This is a genomic window from Sphingopyxis sp. A083 (assembly GCF_001468495.1).
Lineage (GTDB): Bacteria > Pseudomonadota > Alphaproteobacteria > Sphingomonadales > Sphingomonadaceae > Sphingopyxis > Sphingopyxis terrae.
In genome coordinates this window covers 189,483-208,029 of the sequence record NZ_LNSK01000001.1, presented here as the reverse complement: position 1 = coordinate 208,029, position 18,547 = coordinate 189,483, and the positions used below count along the sequence as shown (strand labels likewise).

18 protein-coding genes and 2 pseudogenes are annotated in these 18,547 nt (G+C 61.1%); 5 read left to right on the top strand and 15 right to left on the bottom strand.

Annotated features, from left to right (window positions below; genetic code table 11):
* Window positions 1–19: 19 nt before the first annotated feature.
* The 9 genes from ATE59_RS01095 to ATE59_RS01055 are packed head-to-tail and all read right to left on the bottom strand — an operon-like array spanning window position 20 to window position 10,165.
* Window positions 20–979, bottom strand: a complete 960-nt coding sequence (locus tag ATE59_RS01095) for an alpha/beta fold hydrolase (protein WP_231737135.1) — start codon at window positions 977–979, stop codon at window positions 20–22.
* Window positions 980–996: 17 nt separating this feature from the next.
* The gene (locus tag ATE59_RS01090; protein ID WP_058810909.1) at window positions 997–2,616 is read right to left on the bottom strand and encodes a flavin-containing monooxygenase; all 1,620 of its coding nucleotides are present in this window, start codon (window positions 2,614–2,616) and stop codon (window positions 997–999) included.
* Window positions 2,613–4,226, bottom strand: coding sequence for an acyl-CoA synthetase (locus ATE59_RS01085; RefSeq protein ID WP_058810908.1), 1,614 nt, complete (start codon window positions 4,224–4,226; stop codon window positions 2,613–2,615). The genes ATE59_RS01090 and ATE59_RS01085 overlap by 4 nt, the downstream gene beginning before the upstream one ends.
* A gap of 23 nt (window positions 4,227–4,249) precedes the next feature.
* Window positions 4,250–5,341, bottom strand: coding sequence for an acyl-CoA dehydrogenase family protein (locus tag ATE59_RS01080; RefSeq protein WP_058810907.1), 1,092 nt, complete (start codon window positions 5,339–5,341; stop codon window positions 4,250–4,252).
* On the bottom strand, window positions 5,341–6,564 hold the full coding sequence (locus tag ATE59_RS01075; protein WP_058810906.1) for an acyl-CoA dehydrogenase family protein: 1,224 nt from the start codon (window positions 6,562–6,564) through the stop codon (window positions 5,341–5,343). The genes ATE59_RS01080 and ATE59_RS01075 overlap by 1 nt, the downstream gene beginning before the upstream one ends.
* Window positions 6,561–7,037: a Zn-ribbon domain-containing OB-fold protein gene (locus ATE59_RS01070; RefSeq protein ID WP_058810905.1), complete on the bottom strand. Its 477-nt coding sequence runs from the start codon at window positions 7,035–7,037 to the stop codon at window positions 6,561–6,563. The genes ATE59_RS01075 and ATE59_RS01070 overlap by 4 nt, the downstream gene beginning before the upstream one ends.
* On the bottom strand, window positions 7,034–8,209 hold the full coding sequence (locus ATE59_RS01065; protein ID WP_058810904.1) for a thiolase C-terminal domain-containing protein: 1,176 nt from the start codon (window positions 8,207–8,209) through the stop codon (window positions 7,034–7,036). The genes ATE59_RS01070 and ATE59_RS01065 overlap by 4 nt, the downstream gene beginning before the upstream one ends.
* A gap of 16 nt (window positions 8,210–8,225) precedes the next feature.
* A complete protein-coding gene (locus ATE59_RS01060; RefSeq protein WP_058810903.1) occupies window positions 8,226–9,365 on the bottom strand; it encodes an NAD(P)H-dependent flavin oxidoreductase in 1,140 nt (379 codons plus the stop codon).
* Between the two features lie 14 nt (window positions 9,366–9,379).
* Window positions 9,380–10,165, bottom strand: a complete 786-nt coding sequence (locus ATE59_RS01055) for a FadR/GntR family transcriptional regulator (RefSeq protein ID WP_058810902.1) — start codon at window positions 10,163–10,165, stop codon at window positions 9,380–9,382.
* Window positions 10,166–10,321: 156 nt separating this feature from the next.
* On the opposite strand from ATE59_RS01055, the gene ATE59_RS01050 reads away from it, so the two are divergent.
* Together ATE59_RS01050 and ATE59_RS01045 are read left to right on the top strand one after the other, a co-directional pair.
* Window positions 10,322–11,599: a cytochrome P450 gene (locus ATE59_RS01050; RefSeq protein ID WP_058810901.1), complete on the top strand. Its 1,278-nt coding sequence runs from the start codon at window positions 10,322–10,324 to the stop codon at window positions 11,597–11,599.
* 29 nt (window positions 11,600–11,628) lie between these two features.
* On the top strand, window positions 11,629–11,955 hold the full coding sequence (locus ATE59_RS01045; RefSeq protein ID WP_058810900.1) for a 2Fe-2S iron-sulfur cluster-binding protein: 327 nt from the start codon (window positions 11,629–11,631) through the stop codon (window positions 11,953–11,955).
* A 308-nt stretch (window positions 11,956–12,263) separates the two neighbouring features.
* Here ATE59_RS01045 and ATE59_RS17960 read toward each other — a convergent pair whose 3' ends face one another.
* The 3 genes and pseudogenes from ATE59_RS17960 to ATE59_RS01025 all read right to left on the bottom strand — a co-directional run.
* A complete protein-coding gene (locus ATE59_RS17960; RefSeq protein ID WP_156416679.1) occupies window positions 12,264–12,746 on the bottom strand; it encodes an AMP-binding enzyme in 483 nt (160 codons plus the stop codon).
* A 1,000-nt stretch (window positions 12,747–13,746) separates the two neighbouring features.
* Complete coding sequence (locus ATE59_RS01030; protein WP_058810897.1) at window positions 13,747–13,968, bottom strand: DUF2274 domain-containing protein; 222 nt, start codon at window positions 13,966–13,968, stop codon at window positions 13,747–13,749.
* Window positions 13,965–14,417 (bottom strand): annotated as a pseudogene (locus tag ATE59_RS01025) (TrbI/VirB10 family protein); the annotation flags it as partial. The pseudogene ATE59_RS01025 and the gene ATE59_RS01030, both read right to left, overlap by 4 nt.
* Here ATE59_RS01025 and ATE59_RS01020 point away from each other — a divergent pair.
* Window positions 14,416–15,117 (top strand): annotated as a pseudogene (locus tag ATE59_RS01020) (HEPN domain-containing protein); the annotation flags it as partial. The pseudogenes ATE59_RS01025 and ATE59_RS01020 sit on opposite strands and share 2 nt — an antisense overlap.
* A gap of 89 nt (window positions 15,118–15,206) precedes the next feature.
* Here the strand turns inward: ATE59_RS01020 and ATE59_RS18115 are convergent.
* The 3 genes from ATE59_RS18115 to ATE59_RS01010 all read right to left on the bottom strand — a co-directional run bounded on the left by ATE59_RS18115 (window position 15,207) and on the right by ATE59_RS01010 (window position 16,923).
* Window positions 15,207–15,341, bottom strand: a complete 135-nt coding sequence (locus ATE59_RS18115; RefSeq protein WP_231737167.1) for a hypothetical protein — start codon at window positions 15,339–15,341, stop codon at window positions 15,207–15,209.
* Window positions 15,342–15,691: 350 nt separating this feature from the next.
* Window positions 15,692–16,603, bottom strand: coding sequence for an ImmA/IrrE family metallo-endopeptidase (locus tag ATE59_RS01015; RefSeq protein WP_058810896.1), 912 nt, complete (start codon window positions 16,601–16,603; stop codon window positions 15,692–15,694).
* The gene (locus tag ATE59_RS01010) at window positions 16,600–16,923 is read right to left on the bottom strand and encodes a helix-turn-helix domain-containing protein (RefSeq protein ID WP_058810895.1); all 324 of its coding nucleotides are present in this window, start codon (window positions 16,921–16,923) and stop codon (window positions 16,600–16,602) included. Before ATE59_RS01010 ends, ATE59_RS01015 begins: the two co-directional genes overlap by 4 nt.
* 126 nt (window positions 16,924–17,049) lie before the next feature.
* Between ATE59_RS01010 and ATE59_RS01005 the strand changes: the two genes are divergently transcribed.
* A complete protein-coding gene (locus ATE59_RS01005) occupies window positions 17,050–17,376 on the top strand; it encodes a multiubiquitin domain-containing protein (protein ID WP_082657246.1) in 327 nt (108 codons plus the stop codon).
* Window positions 17,351–18,547, top strand: coding sequence for a ThiF family adenylyltransferase (locus ATE59_RS01000; protein ID WP_058810894.1), 1,197 nt, complete (start codon window positions 17,351–17,353; stop codon window positions 18,545–18,547). The genes ATE59_RS01005 and ATE59_RS01000 overlap by 26 nt, the downstream gene beginning before the upstream one ends.

Below are 18,547 nucleotides of genomic sequence, written 5' to 3'. Positions count from 1 at the left end.
TCGAAGGTTCACTTTTCGATCAGACACCTTTGGACCACTCTTCGATGACAGCGCGCAAGGCAGCGATAAAGGCCAGAGGCTGGTCGAGCATCAAGTGATGTCTCGCTTCGGGAACTGCGATGATCGGGATGTCCTTCCCTCCCAGTTCACGCAAGTACTGGTGTGAATCCGGCGTGAAGAGCTGGCTCTTCTCGCCATGGATAATCGCTTTTCGACCAGGCGCGGAGACCAAGCGAGGGCCAATGTCAAGCCACAAGCGGTGTGAATTGTCGCGTTCGAAAACAGCGGGTGAGAACTTCCACGTCCAGTCAGTGCCTTCACGGCGCAGCGCATGATAGGCCATGTAATCCATCAGAAATGGTTCACCCACCGGCTGGGGCGGGGAAAGAACATACCGCTCGCGGGCACTCAGGAAATCCGGATGGCGGCGATGAGGCCGGTGGGGATCACCCGAGCCGGGGCTGGGACGGCCATCGCCCCAATACCTTCTTAATTCCGACGGGCGCAGAACCATCATGTCGCAGATCACCGCCCCGCCAAAGGTGGCCGGGGCGAGTTCGAGGGCATTCAGCGCCACTGCGGAACCGAAACTGTGAGCGGCGACGATGGGTTTTTGGTCATGATCGAGAAGGCCCAACGCTTCGGCAACCCCAATCATCTCGCGTCCGCGCGCCGCCATGTCGCAGTTCGGGCGCACGTCACTATCGCCCATGCCCGAGAGGTCATAGGCGATCACGTGGTAATCGCGGGCGAGAAACGGGGCGACAAACGCGAAGCAGCGGGCGTGCGAAAGGAAGCCATGGGTCATCAGCACCGGCGGCGCGGCCGAATTGCCCCAGCGGAAGTAGTGCATGCTCACGCCATCGACCGTTACGAACCCTTCCTCGCGCGGAACAGCCATAGCATCGACAAACCAGCCTGGCAGGACCGACGGGTCGGGCGCCCATTCCGGCACGATATCGGATGTGGCCAAGTTCATAGGTCGTGGTTCCTCGTTCATGCCAGCGTGAAGCCGCGGTATCCGTCCGCTGCCACTTCGTCGCAGATCATGGCGAAGCCAACGACGCTTGGATAATTGAGCAACTGGCGCGGCTTGCCCGGAATGTTGTCGCCCATGTACCAGGACTTTGCCCGGGGAAAGAGCGTCATGGCCCCGATGGCTGCAACGCTCTCGGTCCATTCGCGCTCCGCGGCTATGTCCGCCTCGAAACGCGTGAAGTTGTCTTCGCGCAGCTTCACCAGAAAGTCGCGGACCCAATCGCCCTGGATTTCTGCCGCGGTCGGACCGTTGGAAAAGCCCGAAGGACTGAGCGGTCCGTAAAGATAGGCCATGTTGGGAAATCCATGCACGGAATAGCCAAGATAAGCGGTCACCTCGTCATGCCAGGCAGTGGACATGCTGCGACCGTCCCGCCCCCTGATCCCGATTTGCGTCAGCCCGCCGCGTCCAGCGTCGAAGCCGGTGGCAAACACGATCAGCTCGCATTCAATCAACCCATCGGCGGTTTCGATCCCCTCGGGCACGATCCGCTGAATCGGCGCGTGCGCGAGATCGACTAGCGTGACATTGTCCTGGCCAAAGATCTCGTAATAGTTCCGCTCGAGTGAAGGACGCTTGGTTCCAAAGGGGTGCGGCGGCTCACTCGGCGCCAGCATCTCGTGCAAGGCCGGATTGGCAATCCGCGCCCTGGTCTTGTCGCGCCAAAAATCGTAGGCATGACGGTTGGCACGCTCGTCGGTCAGCAGATCTGCAAAATTGGCGTACCAGAAACGCAGACCGCCGGCCTGCCACTGCTGCTCGAACAGACGGTGCCGTTCTTCCTCGTCGACTTCGAGCGCCGAAGCGTCGATTCTGCCCGTATCGAAGCCACCGCCAGTCTGGAGACGGGCAGCAAAGATCGCCGGGTAATCTGCTTTCTCCCGCTTCTGCTGTTCAACAGTCAGCGATTCCTGCCGCATCGGCAGCGCGAGAATCGGCGTGCGCTGTAGCAAGGAGACCTGAGCCGCTTCTGCTGCGGCTTCCTGCGCCACCTGGACACCGCTGGCTCCGGTGCCGACGATTGCTACCTTACGTCCGGCCATGGACAGCCCTTGCTGCGGCCAGTGGGCCGTGTGGTGCCATTCGCCCGCAAAGGTCTCCAGTCCGGCGATTTCGGGCACATAGGCCTTTGCGGCAAACCCGAGACAGGGCAGCAGAAAGCGCGCAGTGATCGTTTCGCCGCTTCCGGTCGTGACCCGCCACTTGCGCTGACCTTCATCCCACTCGGCGCCCGCCATACGCGCCCCCATGGTCATGTGGGGCCAAAGCCCAAGTCGGTCACAGACATGGCGGAAATAGTCGCGCAGCTCGCGCCATCCGGGATAGCGTTCGCTCCAGGTCCAGTCGCGCCAAAGTTCGGGCAGCGAAAGCTCGTACAGCGGAACCTGCGAATCGACGCGCGCGCCGGGGTAGCAATTCCAGTACCAGATGCCGCCCGGCTCTTCGGCCGCGTCGATCAACCTCGCGTCGAAGCCGGCCTCGCGCAGGCGGTGAAGCAGATAGACCCCGCTGAAGCCGGCACCAACGATCAGCGCCTCGCAGTCACTAACCGCCCCTCCGCTCGTGCCGTCGCTCACGCCGCCGCGCCCTGACCTATCGCGAAGTCTCTAACTGCGGCGTAGTCGGCCTTGCCGTTTGACGCCCGCAGCGCGATACCGGCCCGATAGACAGCCTTGGGGGTCTTGTAACCGGCCAGCTGTTGGCGAACATGGGCCTTGAGCCCAGCCTCGTCGAGCGCGGCATCGTCCTCCAGGCGAACCACTGCAGTCACGGCCTGGCCCCATTTCTCGTGTGGCACGCCAATGACGAGAGCATCGGCCACAGACGGGTGGGTCTTGAGCACTTCCTCGACTTCTTCGGGATAGACCTTTTCCCCGGCGGTGTTGATGCAGACGCTGCCCCGGCCGAGCAGGGTCAGGCTGCCGTCAGCCTCCACCCGGCACCAGTCGCCGGGGATCGAGTAGCGCACGCCGCCGATAGTCCGGAACGTTTTCGCAGACTTTTCCGGATCCTTGTAATAGCCCATTGGAATGGCACCCTTTCGGGCAATGAAGCCAGGGATCCCGCTGCCGGCTTTCACCTTTGCATCGCTTTCGTCGAACACGTCGCAATGCTCGCCGATCATGAATTTGGCGGTCTGGACGGACCCGTGCTCGGTGGTCACCGACAAGCCATAGCCTAGCCCCTCTGATGCACCGAAGGCGTCCATCAGCGCCACCTGCGGAATGTGCCGGATCAGCCCATCCTTGACCTCGCGGCTCCACATCACTCCTGACGAAAGGATCGAGATCAGACTCGATGTGTCGTAGCTCCGGGGTGCATTGTCGAGCGCAGCAAGCAGCGGTTTGGCGAAAGCATCGCCGACGATTGCGACCGACTGCACCCGGTGCGTCTCGACAACGCGCCATAACTCGTCGGCATCGAACGACGGGTTCTCAAGCGTTACGATGCAGCCTCCTCCCATCAGCGTGCCAAGGGCAGAGAGGAGACCTGTTCCATGCATCATCGGACAGGCGGGGAGGAACACCCGGCCAGGTCCGTCAGTACGGATCATTGCGACGGTTTCGTCCATGTCCTGCGGCGCTGGACCAAGCAGGCCGGCAGAATCGAGCTGCGCCCTCCGCAGGTCATCATGGCGCCACATCACCCCCTTGGGCATGCCGGTGGTGCCACCTGTGTAGATGAACAGCATGTCGCCGGGCGAACGGGCAATACCCTGCGGCGAACCGTCGCCTTGCGCCGCCAACGCCTCGTAGGGTTCGGCAAACCGCGCGATCACCGCCGGATCGCCGATTTCGACAAAGATCCGGGCCTTCCCCAGCCGGTCCTTCAATTCGACAATGCAATCGCGGAATTCGCTGCTGTAGACGATCGCCTCCGCATCGGAATCATCGAAGATGTAAAGCACCTCGTCCGGTTTGTAGCGGTAGTTGATATTGACGTGGGTCAGCCGGGCCTTGAAACAGGCGGCCATCGACTCGCCGTATTCCGGCCGGTTGCGCATGTAGAAGGCAACCTTGGCCCCGGGTTCAAGCCCCCTAGCGCGCAGCGCGCGGGCAAGGTTGTTGGACCGCGCGGCCATTTCAGGCCAGTTGATCCGCCGATCTCCGTGGATCAGCGCCGGAGCATCTGGCGGAAGCGCCGGTTCGATCGCATCCAGAATGTCGCCGAAATTCCACTCGGTCATTTATTTCTCTCCCGACCTGCCGACTATATCGTTGCGGTGAATCCCTGTAGCTGTGCTGCCTCGGACCTTACTCGCTCCGGCCCGCCAAGAACTTGACGGTCGAATCCGATCCGCTTGAACCAGAAGTGCAGTCCAAGCAGGTCGGTAAAGCCCATCCCGCCGTGCACCTCCGTCGAGGTTCGCGCCACGAAGCGGTGAACGTCGCCAGTGAGCGATTTTGCGTGGCAGGCCACCAGCGCCGCCTCGTCGGGAATGGCGTCGAAGGCATGCGCAGCATACCACACCAGCGCCCGGCACGGTTCGTGCCGAGCGGCCATTTCCGCGCACATGTGCTTGACCGCCTGGAAGCTGCCGATGACCCGCCCGAACTGCTCGCGCTCACCGGCATAGGCGACAGCCTTCTCGATCATCGCTTCGCCCGCCCCGAGACTGTCCGCAGCAAGCAAGACCCGCCCGGCATCGCGCATCCGCCGCGCAGCCAGGCCGCCATCATCGGCAAGGGGTTCGGCCATTGCGCCGGTCAGCCGTAACTCGCCGACGCTGCGGGTCGCATCGATGGTCTGCAAGGCGATCCGTTCGACTCCGGTCGCTGCGGTGGCAAGCAGATGAAGCCTCCCCGAATCATCGGCGACAATGAAATGATCCGCCCCCGCAAAATCTAACGCGAACAGCGCGGTGCCGGTCAGTATGCCGCCTTCGGCCCGGACTCTCGCTCCGTCGCGCTCCTCGACAATGCCCGCGATCGCGACACCGAAGCGTACCGCGCCGGAAGCAATCCGGGGCAGCCATTCAGCCTGCTGCGTGGCCGAGCCCGCCAGCATCAGCGCCAGCGGGGCGAGCACGCTGCGCGCCAGGAACGGTGCAGGGGCCACAGCCCGGCCAAGCTGCTCGGCCACCACCGCTGCATCGAGCAGCGTCATCCCTAGCCCGCCATGCACTTCGGGCACCAACAGGGCGGTCAGCCCGATATCATGTAGCGCAGCCATGACTTGATCGCTGATCGCGCTGCCTGTTTCCGAACAGGAGCGCACATGATCGAGCGGGCAGGTTTCCGCAAGGCAGCGCCCGACCGTGTCCCTGAGCATTGCTTGTTCCGGGGAAAGACCGAAATCCATCAGGCGACTTCCTTCCGGCTCTGGGCGGCGTCCAGCGCAAGACGCGGCTCGCGCGGCATGTTGAGGCCGCGTTCGGCGATGATGTTCTTCTGGATCTGCGCGGTGCCGCCGCCGATGATCAGCCCCAGCTGGAACATATAGTTCCATTGCCAGACGCCGCCCTCGCGCTCACGCGGGCTTTCGGCATAGAGGATGCCCATTTCGCCCATCGCGTCGATCGCCAGTGCCGAGATCTGGTGTGCCAGTTCGCAGCTCTGCAGCTTGACAATCAGCTTGGCCATACCCCCTGATTCACCCTTGAGCTGGTTCGAAAGCACGCGCATCCCGTTGTATTTCATCGCCGCCACTTCCGCCTGCAGAGCGACAAGACGGTCGCGAAGCACGGGATTGTCAATAGCGCGAGCGGACCCGATCTGCTCCTCCTGCATCAGCCTGATCAGCGCCAACAGGCGGTTTTCCAGCGCATCAGGATCGCCAAGCATACCGCGCTCGTGGCCGAGCGTCGCATTGGCGACGAACCAGCCCTGGCCGCGCTGGCCGACGATCTGATCGACCGGCACCCGCACGTCGGTGAAGAACGTCTCGTTGAATTCAGCGTGCCCGGTCATTGTCTTGAGCGGGCGAACCTCGATCCCCGGCAAGTCCATCGAGAAGATCAGATAAGAAATGCCCGCGTGCTTGGGTGCCTCGGTCTCGGTCCGCACCAGGCAGAAAATCATGTCGGCCTGCCGCGCGGTGCTGGTCCAGATCTTCTGTCCATTGATCACGAAGTGGCCGTTTTCCTCGCGCGCGCTAGTGCGCAGGCTGGCCAGATCCGAGCCCGCGCCAGGTTCCGAATAGCCCTGGCACCAGACGATCTCACCGCGCAGGGTGGGTTCGATCCAGCGGCGCTTCTGCTCCTCGGTGCCGAGTTCGAGCAGGGTCGGAACCAGCATCGAGACGCCCTGGTTGGACAGCCCCCCAGGCACGCAAGCACGGGCAAATTCCTCGGCGATGATCCGCGCTTCAAGGATGTCTGGCTCAGCGCCGTAGCCGCCATATTCGCGCGGAATGGTCCGCGCGGTGTAGCCATGTTCCAGCAGCAGATTCTGCCAGGCGACCGCGTCGGTCGTCGGGCGCGCCGCACGCTGTGCCGATTCCGGCGCACGCTTGCCATTGCGGGCCAGAAAATCGCGCACATCGTCGCGGAAGCGCTCGTATTCGGGGCCATATTCGAGGTTCATGGCGCGTGCGCTCCACTCGCGGTCGGCCGGAACACCGGCAGCCGAAAATCGTCCCCCACCGGCTCGAAGGTCAGTTCGACCGGCATGTCGAGTTTGACTCGGTCCTGAGGGCATTCGATCAGCCGGGTCGCCATGCGCACCCCTTCCTCCAGCTCGACCACGGCCGCAATGAACGGGATTTCGTGGGCAAATGCCGGGTGCAGGGCCTGGTGCGTGACGGTCCACGTGAACAACGTGCCCCTGCCGGTGCTGGGCTCCCAGGCGAACTCGGGAGAACCGCAGCGGGCGCACATGTAGCGCGGCAGATGGCGCCAGGTGCCGCAAGAGGAGCAACGCTGGAAATGCAGCTGGCCATCCTGGCACAGCCGCCAGAATTCCTGCTCTACGGGGTCCTGCGGACGCGGACGCGGCTTCGCTGGCGGGGTTTGAGCCTCATGCCGCTGCTTGGGAGGAAGTTCTGCATCGTGGCTCATGTGAACCTCCGCAAGATGGCGATGCTGCCGTCGCCCAGATCGCCCCAGCCCGTGACCAAGCCGGTCTGGGCGTTCTCGACCTGCCGATCGCCGCAGTTGTGACGCAGCTGTCGGACCGCCTCGACCACATGATTGAGGCCCCAGACATGCGCCTCACTGAGCAACCCGCCGTGAGTGTTTAGCGGATAGCGCCCACCAAGTTCAATTTGTCCGTCCCGGACGAAATCGAGTTGCCCTCCTGGCTCGCAGTAACCCAGAGCTTCGAGCTGCAGCAGCACGACGTAGGTGAAACAGTCGTAGATCTGCAGGAAGTCCATGTTCTCACGGGTAACTCCGGCCATCTCGAAGGCTTTCGGAGCGGCGTAGGAAAGCCCGATCTTGAACGGATCGGGACGCGAGGGAATGTCGTCGGCCGGATATGGGTGCCCTTCCGCAGCCCCGGCAATCGTCACCGGCACGTGGGGCATGTCACGCGCCTTGTCGATGCGCGAGACCACCACCGCGCAGGCTCCGTCGGTTTCAAGGCAACAGTCGTAGAGCCGGAATGGCTCGGAAATCCAGCGTGATGTGGCGTAGGTGTCCCAGTCGAGTGGACGACCGCAGGTGAAGGCCTTGGGGTTTAGCTGGGCGTGCTTGCGACAGGCCAGCGCCACCGCGCCCATCGCCTCTGGTCCGACCCCGAACAGCTGGGAGTGACGTGTCGCCAGCCAGGCATACATCTGCACCGGCAGAAAAACCCCATAGGGGATATAATAGCCTTGGATCGTGTTGGTGAGCGTGGTCATGTTCATCGACCGCGTCGCCGGCGCGCCGGGCTTGGGGCGCAGCGCGGAGAACCCGTTCCAACCAAGGGTGACAAGGACATGGTCGCACAGGCCCGCGGCGATAGCCATGGCCGCGTTTTGCAACGCAGTCGTCGGACTTGCACCGCCCATGTGGACCGTCGCGGCATAACGCAGCACATCGATCCCAAGGTTGGCGGCCAACTCCTCGGACGTCGTATAAATGGGCGGCGGGATCATGCCGTCGATATCGCCCGGCTTCAATCCCGCGTCGGCGATCGCGCGGCGCGAGGCTTCCAGCATCATGTCGACCGCGCTGCGTTCGGTGCCCTTGACGAAATCTGTCTCGCCAATTCCAGTAATTGCGGCTTTGTCGGAAAATCCGGTCATGCGCGTCGCGCCTGGATCAGCGGAAACGGCTGGCAAGCGCGAGTGCACGTTCGGCTTCGGAAACCAGATCGGCCATTACTGCGGCGGCGGGGCGCACCGCGTGGATCAGACCGATCCCCTGTCCGGCGAAGCCGGGCAGGATATCCTTGCGCCTGGCCTCGATTCCGGCAGCCATGACCGGGCCCGAAATCATCGACTGATAAGGCATTGGCAACGGTTCCTTGCCCGCGTCAACCCAGGCGTCGGCCCATTTGTTGCGGATCATCCGCGCCGGCTTGCCGGTAATCGAGCGGCTGACCACGGTATCGGCATCTCCGCCCTCGACGATCGCTTCTTTTTGGAAGTCCTCGATGCCCGCTTCTTCGGTGGCAAGGAACGCGGTGCCGACCCAGGCCCCTTCCGCGCCCAGCATGAAGGCCGCGGCCACCCCGCGTCCGTCGGAAATACCGCCCGCGCCCAGCACCGGCACCCGGTCGCCCACAGCATCGACCACCTGCGGGATCAGCGAGATTGTCCCGATCGGTGAATTGTGTCCGCCACCGTCATGGCCTTGGGCGACGATCACGTCGATTCCGCTTTCGACCACCTGCTGCGCGTGCTTGACCTTGCCGACCACGGCCATGACGATCGTACCGTTGGCATGGAGACGGTCCATCCACGGGCCGGGATTGCCAAGGCCGGCGGCATAGACCGGCACCTTCTCCTCGATCACCACTTCCATCTGCGCTTCGAAGAACTCCTTCGAGAACATCGGCGGGCCGCTCTCGGCATCGCGTCCGCCAATCGCACGCCTTGCCGCCTCGCCGTCAGCCCTCACCAGCCCTTCGCGGGCCATGAAATCCTCAGCAAACTGGCGATATTCGGCCGCCAGCCCCATCGGATCGGCGGGCGCGGCACCGCTTTGCGGGGACTTGCCCAAGCGCACAGAGGCCGGCAGCAGGGTATCGACCCCAAACGGCTTATCGGTCAGTTCGCGGGTTTGGCGAATCCATTCGCGCAGTCGCTCGGGCGCGCAGGCTGCGGCGCCCAGAACGCCTAGCCCACCGGCATTGGAAACCGCAGCCGCCAGCGCTGGAACGCTTGCACCACCCATTCCGGCCAGGACGATCGGGTATTCGATTTTCAGCAGATCACAAATGCGGCTGGTCAAGGCCATTGTCTCTCTCCCCTTCAGGCTTCCCGGTTTGCGTTCCCCCAGCGGACCTTTTGCGCGAGCAATGCAGGACTGCGCTCTGCCAGATATTGGGTCGATCCATCGGTCAGTCGTTCCATCTGGCGCCGAGCACCCACAGCATCGCGCATCCGCACGGCTTGCAGCACGCGACCGAGGCACCGCAACTGGGTTTCGCGCTCCTGCGCCGAATAGCCCAGACCTTCCGACATGCTGCGGGTCAGCAGGTGCAAAGCGGAGACCAACAGACCGAAGGTCGAGTTTCCGCTGGCCCAGCCCAGCAGATCGTGAAACCGACGATTGGTTTCCTCGAATTCCGGACCGTCCCGCTCGCGCTCGAGCCGCGCGAGGCAAGCCTCGAGCGCAGCAAGATCGGCGACGGTGGCCATTTCCGCGGCCCGCGCCGCAACCGTCGGGGCAATCGCTTCGCGCAGTTCGAGCAGGGCTCGAAGGTCGGTATCCATGAATTGCAGAATCAGCGCCATCGAACTGGCGAAATCGGCTGTCTGCGGACGGGTTATAACCGGCCCACCGCCCCGACCCTGAGTGAGATGAATCACACCCTGCAATTCGAGAAAACGCAGAGCCTCGCGCAGCGTGGCGCGTGCCACATCATAGCGCGCCAGCATGGCGTCCTCGTGGGGAAGCCGGTCACCCGGTCCCTGCGCATTGCTCTCGATATCGTCGACAATCTCGCGGGCTAGCACCAGGGCGCGCTTGGCCTTGGTCTGGCCAAAGTTTGCGGCAGGCTCCGCTGCGAGGACAGGGCTTGGGCTGGATTTCATAAAACTCTGATAAGAATTAATCGAAATGCTGTCAATGCTCCTGCATAAACTGCCACACACTGGAGGTTTCTGGATAAACTCTTATACTATTTGTTGACGAATCGGCGGTCTGCCCTTAATCCAGCCCAAGAGCAGACCGAGATGAGGGAGGTGACCATGACCACTCAAACAATTCCGCAGGAACTGGACGGTGCCGAGCTTGCCCGGGCTGTTGCCGACATCCCTCTTGCGGAAATCGACGTTGCTCGCCCCAGCCTGTTCCAGAGCGACAAGGTCGGGACCTTCTTCGAGCGGCTGCGACGTGAGGATCCGGTCCACTACTGCGCCGAAAGCACCTATGGCGCCTACTGGTCGATCACCCGATACAACGACATCATGGCGGTCGATACCAATCACAAGGTGTTTTCATCCGAAGCCAAGCTGGGCGGAATTGCGATCCAAGACATGCACAGCGACCAGAGCAATCTCGAACTCGAGATGTTCATCGCCATGGACCAGCCCAAGCATGACGCGCAGCGCAAGGCGGTCACTCCGGCAGTGGCGCCTTCGAACCTGCTGCTGCTCGAGCCCGTGATCCGCGAACGTGCCGGAGAAATTCTTGATTCGTTGCCGGTCGGTGAGGAGATCGACTGGGTCAAAAGCGTTTCGGTCGAATTGACCACCATGACGCTGGCGACCCTGTTCGACTTTCCCTGGGATGAGCGGGCACGCTTGACCCGCTGGTCCGATATCACGACAGCGATACCGGGGGCAGGAATAGTCGATACCTACGAACAGCGCCGCGAAGAGCTTATCGAGTGTGCGATGTATTTCAAAGGACTCTGGGACCAGCGGATCGACCAGCCAGGGGGTAACGACCTGATCTCTATGATGGCGAATTCGCCCGCCACGCGCGAAATGCCGTTCCTCGAATTCCTGGGTAACCTGCTGCTCCTGATCGTGGGCGGAAACGACACGACCCGCAATTCGATCAGCGGCGGCGTCATGGCCCTGAACCGGCATCCGGATCAGTATGATAAATTGCGCAGCGACCCAGTTCTGATCGGCAACATGATCCCCGAAATCATCCGCTGGCAGACCCCGCTTACCCATATGCGCCGAACCGCGCTGGAAGACAGCGAAATCGGCGGAAAGCGCATTGCCAAGGGCGACAAGGTCGTCATGTGGTATCTTTCGGGCAACCGCGACGAAACGGTGATCGACCGCCCCGAAGAATTCATCATCGACCGGAAGAATCCGCGCCAACACCTTTCGTTCGGCTATGGCATCCATCGCTGCATGGGCAACCGCCTTGCCGAATTGCAGCTTCGGATTATCTGGGAAGAAATCCAGAAGCGCTTCCACTTCGTGGAGGTCGTTGGCGAGCCTGAGCGACTGCTTTCCAATCTCGTTCGCGGCATCACCCGCCTGCCGGTCAAACTTCACGCGCATTGATTTGCGGGCCAAGGGAAAGTTGCAGTTCTATGGTCAAGGTCACCTTTGTTACCCACGATGGTTACAGGTTCCCCGTTGAAATCGCATCCGGTATGACGGCGCGCGAAGCGGCACTGTTCAACAATGTTCCGGGAATCGACGGCGATTGTGGTGGCCAATGCGCTTGTGCCACATGTCACGTCCATGTCGATCCAACGTGGATCGACCGGGTCGGATGCCTTGCCGATGGCAGCATGGAGGCCGATTTGCTTCAGTTTGCCGAAGGGACCACGGAAGAAAGTCGGCTGGCTTGCCAGATCACGCTTGACGATCGGCTTGACGGGCTTGTGCTCCACGTTCCGGAGCAGCAGTACTAACCCAAGGGTGGCCGGCACCCTTCGCCCGCGTCTTGCAGGCGCGCCCTATCGTAGTTAGCCAGCGCTGCTTGCATTTCAGCCGCCATGCTTCGGTGAACCTTGCATGCCAGTTGGGGCGTCCCGGCGACCGGAGCCTGGACGCAGTGTCGGCCGAGGGCCGGCCAACCCATCTGGCTCCTCGCAAGAACCGACGCAATATCATCGGCTATCGAGGGGTTTTCAATCGTCTCTGGAATGTTCAGGGGCACTTGATCGACAATCTTGCGCATGAGATTGCGCAGGATCCTCCCCGATCACGTCTTCGGCCGTTAATCCACCACATGGTCCGTCTTCAAGGCCGCGATTGCGCCTAGCTCGTCGCGAACCGCCTTGATTGCCTGTTGAATCAAGGCCGCGTCATCGGCAAATCCCCCTCGTGCAACTATAAACGCGACCGGGACCATGCCTTTGACCGAATCTTGCGCGCCGATCACCGCGCATTCGGCGACGCCGTTCTGGCGGGCGACGATTTCTTCCACCTGCCCCGTCGAGAGGCGGTGCCCGGCGACATTGATGATATCGCCAGTCCGGCCCCTGATGTGAAGAAATCCGGCGTTGTCACGATAGCTGGCATCGCCGGTTTCGTAACAGCCTGGGAACCCCGCGAAATTGCGGTCGAAGGCTGCCAGGTTGTTCCAAAGGGTTCGGAAAGCGCCAGGTGGCAGGGGGGATTTCTCTCGGTGCGCGAGCGCCAAATCGGCCGGAACGGCCGGTGATGACGGACGGTTTGCTGCAACAGTATCAGGTAGCACTTCACCGACTGATCACCCCGCGTTTGGCGGTCAACCTGCAAGCTGCCGACGGCTAAGCCAGGCTTATCGTGCGCAGGCGCCGCGCGTTTGGAGGACGTCGGGCGGTAATCAGCCGCGACACCTATAGCGCGCTGGTTCACTGGGCCGAGTGAGCTCCCCCATTTTCTCCCCGACGTCCCGGTCAGCGATCATACACAGCAGCCACGACCGCAGACGAGGCGTCGACGCCTAGAAGCTGCCCGGGTATCTGGTCGGGCGGACCAGCAATATATTCGAACCTGCCTATCAGCCAGTCGACCGAATCGATAAAGTGAGCAGCCGGCCCGATTTTGCCATCGCAATGTTCCCGGCCACCTGTGCAGAGCGGGGGGCTCGCTTGATCGCGGAATCAAAGTCACCAAGTTGACCCCGCCGACATTTATTCTTCAGGCTTGCGCCGATCCTGTCGGCCCGATTTGCAACAGCATAGTCTATGCGCGAGCGCTAGACGAGGGAAGCATTCCAGCAGAAGTCCATCTCTTTGCCAACGGGGGTCACGTCTTCGCGATGCGCCCGCTGGGTCAACCCGTCGAGAGTTGGCCGACGCTCGTGTAAGATTGGCTCAAGGACACGGGGCTTCTTAAGTAATTGGGGCGAGCAATTGTGCTCGATGAGCGCGCCTGGCCCTCATCTCCCCGGAATGTTCGCTACTCAGGCAAATCGCTGGTCTTGGCCGATTGGAGATCGCGGGGTTTCTGGCTGATACCAAGCGAAAGCCGACATCGGTTTGAGCTCCGGGGTATCTTTTGGCGCTGCCGTACAATTATCGGTCGGCTTGCGACGCTATCCGCGCCGTGCGACCCAGAAGAGCTCTTCCTTTCAGGAAAACAGAGATCTTCATCTGACGCCCGCACGGTTTCGATCGCGCGGGCGTCTTTTTTTGGCGCACAGCCGCCAACGGTTTGGACGAACACATATGGGCGGTCACGCCTGACCGACGCGAGGATAACGCCGCAGACGCTCAGCGCCGCCGCCGTTCCGTCGCAAATCCACGATCGGTCGCGATAAAACGCTCGATCATCGGCACCGCGATCTTTTCCGGCGCCATAGGCGCCGCGAGGCCATTGGCTTTGGCATGCACCTCGGCATAGACGAGCAATTCGCGATGAAGAACTCCCGGCAATTCGATCAACAGCTTCACGGGCTTGTCGTCGGCGATCGGGCCCAGCCTGAGTTTGCTCATGGTGCCGCCCCCGCCGCCGGTTCAAGGATCAGATCGCGTGTGACAAGGACCCGCAAAGCGAAGCCGGGGCGGATCGTGAGGGTTGGCGGGATATTCATCTGGCGCTCGACGAGCCGCCGTCCCGATTGGTTGACCGTATCCTGGGACCCCTCGCGAAGCGCCCGCACGAGCGCATCATCCCCGTCCGAGCCAAGTTCGGCACCGACGCCGAGCAAGGTCGAGACGAGCGCCGCGCGCAGCATCGACCCCCAATGATGGTCGGTGCGATCGGCGAGCCCCGCCATGCCCTGCGCATCGGCGCCGGGCTGACGATCGAGCCGGATCGATCGGCCACCGGGCAGGATCAGCCGGTTCCAGGCCAGCAAGACGCGTTCCTGCCCCACGGATATCTTGCTGTCATAGTCGCCGATCAGCCGGGCACCCTGCGGAATGAGGAGAATGCGACCGGTCATCGTCAACGACAAGCGCCTGACCGAACGGGTGGATTTCTGGCTGAAGCTCGAGGACCGCCTGATCCGCGAACTTGCGATCGACAAGACGCTGCGCACGCCGGTGAATTTCATTGTCCACACCTTGCAGGAAGTGAACGACGGGCTCGCGCATGGACGCTATTTCTTCATGGATGTCGCGAAGGACGGCATCGCGCTTTACGAATATGACGAGAAGGAATTGCACAAGCCGAAGCCGAAGACGACCGAGCAGGCGCTGGCGATGGCGCGGGAATATTTTGCGGAATGGATTCCGGCCGCCGACGATTTTTCAGAAAGTGCGAACCACCTGATTGCAAAGGGGCGATATAAGCGCGCAGCATTTTTGATGCACCAGGCTACCGAAAGCTTATATCATTGCGTCCTTCTGGTCTGCACCTTCTACACCCCACATGTTCACAACCTCGGCTTTCTGCGCACCCAAGCCGAGCGAATCGACATGCGGCTGGTCGATGCCTGGCCGCGCGAAACGCGGGCAGACCGCGCGCGCTTCGAGAAGCTGAAGGAAGCCTACGTGAAGGCGCGCTACTCTAAGCATTATCGCATCACCGAGGAAGAGCTTCTTTGGCTCGGTGGCCGCGTCGAGGATCTTGGCCGCGCGGTACACGCGATCTGCTCAGAGCGTATTGCCGAGCTTGAGGAACGAAGCCAACCGGCTTGATCCTCGGAGGCTAGTTGGGCCGCATTCAGCTCTTATCAGTGCAACGAACCCACAATCCCAACGACACCCAATGGCGATGTCGGCGTCTCTTACTTATGGCCTCTGAAGCACCTGAAGCGTTCTCGGCCGTCAACCGTCTGCTCCGCGATGTTCGCGTTCGTACATTCGTCGCCGCGTGTCGAGCCGTCCTGGCAATCGGCGACGACCTTCCGAGCCTCATCGATATGCGCCTCGAAATATTGTGTGCTGCGCGGCTCGCTTTTGCCGCAGGCATCGAGACATAGCCGAGCAGAACGACGCTCATATATCGCATTTCATTCTCCACTTTGACCGGTGGGAGAAGATCATACCCGCAGCGTGGAGCGTGGAGCGTGGAGCGTGGAGCGTGGAGAGGAGAACTGGACCCAAAATCGAACGTAATTTTGTCTGCTTCGCGCCCGATCTCGGCCATTCCGGGATCGTTTAGCCTGTGCTTGAAAGCGGATATTCGGTTCCGAGCAATTGTGACCGGCCTGCGCCTCATCTTGGCGGTTGCCGCCGGAGATCAGGGTTCTCAGGATCTGCCGTTCTGGTGCTACTCACGATTGCCAAAGTTGCGCTTGATAATGTCAAAACTGTCCACTTCTTCTTGCTCCTCATCAAGGCGGGCTGGGCGGACCACCGCTTCGAGATGCAATAGAGAAATAGTGAAGTCATATTGATCGGAGGTAAGAGCAAATTCCTCACATGGTTCGGCGAACCATACTTCGCCGTCATGGGCCATTTCTCCCCGGCTGCGTTCAAGAAATTCCGGCTGTGCTGCGAGCGACGATGCGGGAACCGGGATTGGGGGCCGTCCCACCGTCTTGAAATAGGCGCCGGTACGCAGAGCCGGAGAGCTTGATCGCGACCATAGGATGAAGCCTTCGCGGGCGACGACCATTACCGATCGCCGCGTTGTATATTGAAGCCAGCGCAGGGTTGCCGCTACTAAGGATACTCCATACCGCTCTGCGCAGCCGCTGAGATCGTCCAGTCCGGGTTTGGCGCGGGCGTCGATCTGGCGACGAAAATCGTCGAGAGGCATGAGAAGGGTTGCCGCAAATTCGTTCGCCTGCGCCTCGATTTGGCGATATTCACTTTCCCAGCGCATCATATCCTGCTGGCCGCATTCAAGACCGTCAGGGAAGCGCAATCGGTGCAAAAGATAGTGACCGAATTCGTGCGCGATGGTGAAGTTGATCCGGCCAGGCGATGTGATTGCGCTGTTGTATATTATGCCCCAGCCTTTCTTGCCGGGCGGTGCTTTATAGAGTGCTCCGTCAAAGTTCGGCAAACTGTCGCCGACGACTAGCGAAACGGGATCATCCGGGAAGCGATGACGTGAGTATTCCTTCGCTAACTCTGCTACCGTTACAGGAAATCTCTCGCCCGCTGCGCCGTGAACGCCGTTAAGTAGCAGCGTCAACGTATTCGCCCAACGCTGCGGCGAGAAGCCTTCTGTCATGCATCATCGCCCCACAATTTGACCATCTGCCTTATCTTTTCCTTCGTGGCGGAATCCATTTTTCGGTATTGGCGATAAAACTGCGCGTCGGCAGCTTCTTCCTTGCTGACTTCCTCGCCTTCATCGAGCAGAAATTCGATTGTCGTGTCGAGTTTTTCAGCGATTTTCGCTAGCTTCTCAGCTGAAGGCCTCGGGGGATTCTTGTTCTCGAGTTCCCATATGTAGCTTTTGCTGGACTCGCTGAGTTCGGCGAGCTTGTCGAGTGTGTAGCCCTTTTCTTTCCGTAGTTTCCGGATCTTGTCTCCAAGGATGTTCGGCAAGCGGCGGCTCCTGACTAGCTTGTTCGGTGTAGGCGTATTTTATGTCCTTGACAGCGGATTGGCAACGTGAGATTTGTTCGGAGTAGAGGTACTAAATATACCTCTCATCGCAAATCGGAGTTGAACATGGATACGAATAAAAAGGACCAGCCCGGCAACGGCAACGGCAACGGCAACGGCAACGGCCATGACGACGATCATGGTCAGGGCGGGCACAACAGGACGACGATCATCGTCAACACCCGCGAGAAGGAAGTCGAGGGCAAGATCGTGACCTACGACCAGATCGTTGCCCTCGCGTTCGAGAACCCGCCCACCGGCGCGAATATCGAGATCACCGTCGCCTATCGCGACGGCCCCGGTCCCGAGAAGGAAGGCACGCTCCAGCCGGGCGGTTCGACGCGCATCAAGAAGGACATGATTTTCGATGTCACCGCCACTGACAAGTCGTAATCCCGACCTCGCCCGTCTCGTGCAGGATGGCTATGAGCTGGCCATCCTGCACAACCATATCGTCATTTCCGGCGTGCCCTATGTGAACAGCAAGGGCGAGGTTCGCCTCGGCACGCTGGTGTCGGACATGAGTAATATTTCCGGCGACATCACTGTTTCCCCGATTACGAACGGGAAACACGTTGCCATGTGGGCTGGCGAACATCCCTGTGACAGCAGCGGCAAGCCGCTGGAGCATATGCGCCACGCCAGCGGTGATCAGGTGCTCGGCCCCGGCCTCACCGTGAACCATTCCTTCTCGAAGAAGCCGAGCGCGGGCTACCGCGACTATCACCACAAAATGACGACCTATGTAGACATGATCGAACGCCACGCGCGTGAGCTTGATCCGAACGTCACGGCGCGCACGCACCGCTTCGTGGAAAGTGACGATGCGCAATCGCCGTTTCACTATCCCGATACGGCTTCAGGGCGCGTCGGCATCACCAATGTGATGCGTAAGCTCGAACTGGCGCGGATTGGAATCTTCGGAGTCGGCGGCACCGGCTCCTATGTTCTGGACCTCGTGGCCAAAACGCCGGTGCGGGAGATTGCTATTTTCGACGGCGATACCTTCCTTCAGCACAATGCCTTCCGTGCGCCGGGCGCGCCGTCCGCCGACGAACTCAGGGAGTTGCCCAAGAAGGTGGACTATCTCGCGAGCATCTATTCCAAGATGCACCGCGGCATCGTGCCCCATGACTTTCCCATCGCAGAGGACACGATCGACAAGATCGGTGCGTTCGATTTTGCGTTCATCTGCATGGATCCCGGCACGCCCAAGCAGCTGCTCGTGGAATATTTCGAACGGCAGGGCGTCCCCTTCGTCGATGTCGGCATGGGAATTGAGTTGATCGACGATGGTCTGACGGGACTGGTGCGCGTCACCACCAGCACACCGGATCAGCGCGACCATGTGCGCGACAACCGCCGCATCTCCTTCAAGGACGGCGGCAAGGACAATATCTATGCGAAGAACATCCAGATCGCCGATCTGAATGCGCTGAATGCCGCGCTTGCCGTCATCCGTTGGAAGAAGCATTTTGGCTTCTACAGGACCGACCCCAAACTCGAACATCATGCCAATTACGCGGTCAGCGGCAACGTCATCATCAATGAGGACAAGACATGA